We start from the raw sequence: 862 nt of genomic DNA, 5'->3' as shown, positions 1-862 counted from the left end.
CTAATCCTGTTACCAGTGGCTGCTGCCAGTGGCGATAAGTCGTGTCTTACCGGGTTGGACTCAAGACGATAGTTACCGGATAAGGCGCAGCGGTCGGGCTGAACGGGGGGTTCGTGCACACAGCCCAGCTTGGAGCGAACGACCTACACCGAACTGAGATACCTACAGCGTGAGCTATGAGAAAGCGCCACGCTTCCCGAAGGGAGAAAGGCGGACAGGTATCCGGTAAGCGGCAGGGTCGGAACAGGAGAGCGCACGAGGGAGCTTCCAGGGGGAAACGCCTGGTATCTTTATAGTCCTGTCGGGTTTCGCCACCTCTGACTTGAGCGTCGATTTTTGTGATGCTCGTCAGGGGGGCGGAGCCTATGGAAAAACGCCAGCAACGGAGATGCGCCGCGTGCGGCTGCTGGAGATGGCGGACGCGATGGATATGTTCTGCCAAGGGTTGGTTTGCGCATTCACAGTTCTCCGCAAGAATTGATTGGCTCCAATTCTTGGAGTGGTGAATCCGTTAGCGAGGTGCCGCCGGCTTCCATTCAGGTCGAGGTGGCCCGGCTCCATGCACCGCGACGCAACGCGGGGAGGCAGACAAGGTATAGGGCGGCGCCTACAATCCATGCCAACCCGTTCCATGTGCTCGCCGAGGCGGCATAAATCGCCGTGACGATCAGCGGTCCAATGATCGAAGTTAGGCTGGTAAGAGCCGCGAGCGATCCTTGAAGCTGTCCCTGATGGTCGTCATCTACCTGCCTGGACAGCATGGCCTGCAACGCGGGCATCCCGATGCCGCCGGAAGCGAGAAGAATCATAATGGGGAAGGCCATCCAGCCTCGCGTCGGGGAGCTTTTTGCAAAAGCCTAGG

General features: G+C 58.9%; 1 pseudogene. It reads right to left on the bottom strand.

The annotated features are described in order from the left end of the window. Nucleotides 1-536: 536 nt before the first annotated feature. A pseudogene (locus tag G3R48_RS17090) lies at nt 537-836 on the bottom strand (hypothetical protein); the annotation flags it as partial. Nucleotides 837-862: the final 26 nt, after the last annotated feature.

Source organism: Shewanella intestini (assembly GCF_018221465.1).
Classification (GTDB): domain Bacteria; phylum Pseudomonadota; class Gammaproteobacteria; order Enterobacterales; family Shewanellaceae; genus Shewanella; species Shewanella intestini.
The sequence above is the reverse complement of the archived record's forward strand: the minus strand, read 5'-3'. Positions and strand labels throughout refer to the sequence as shown.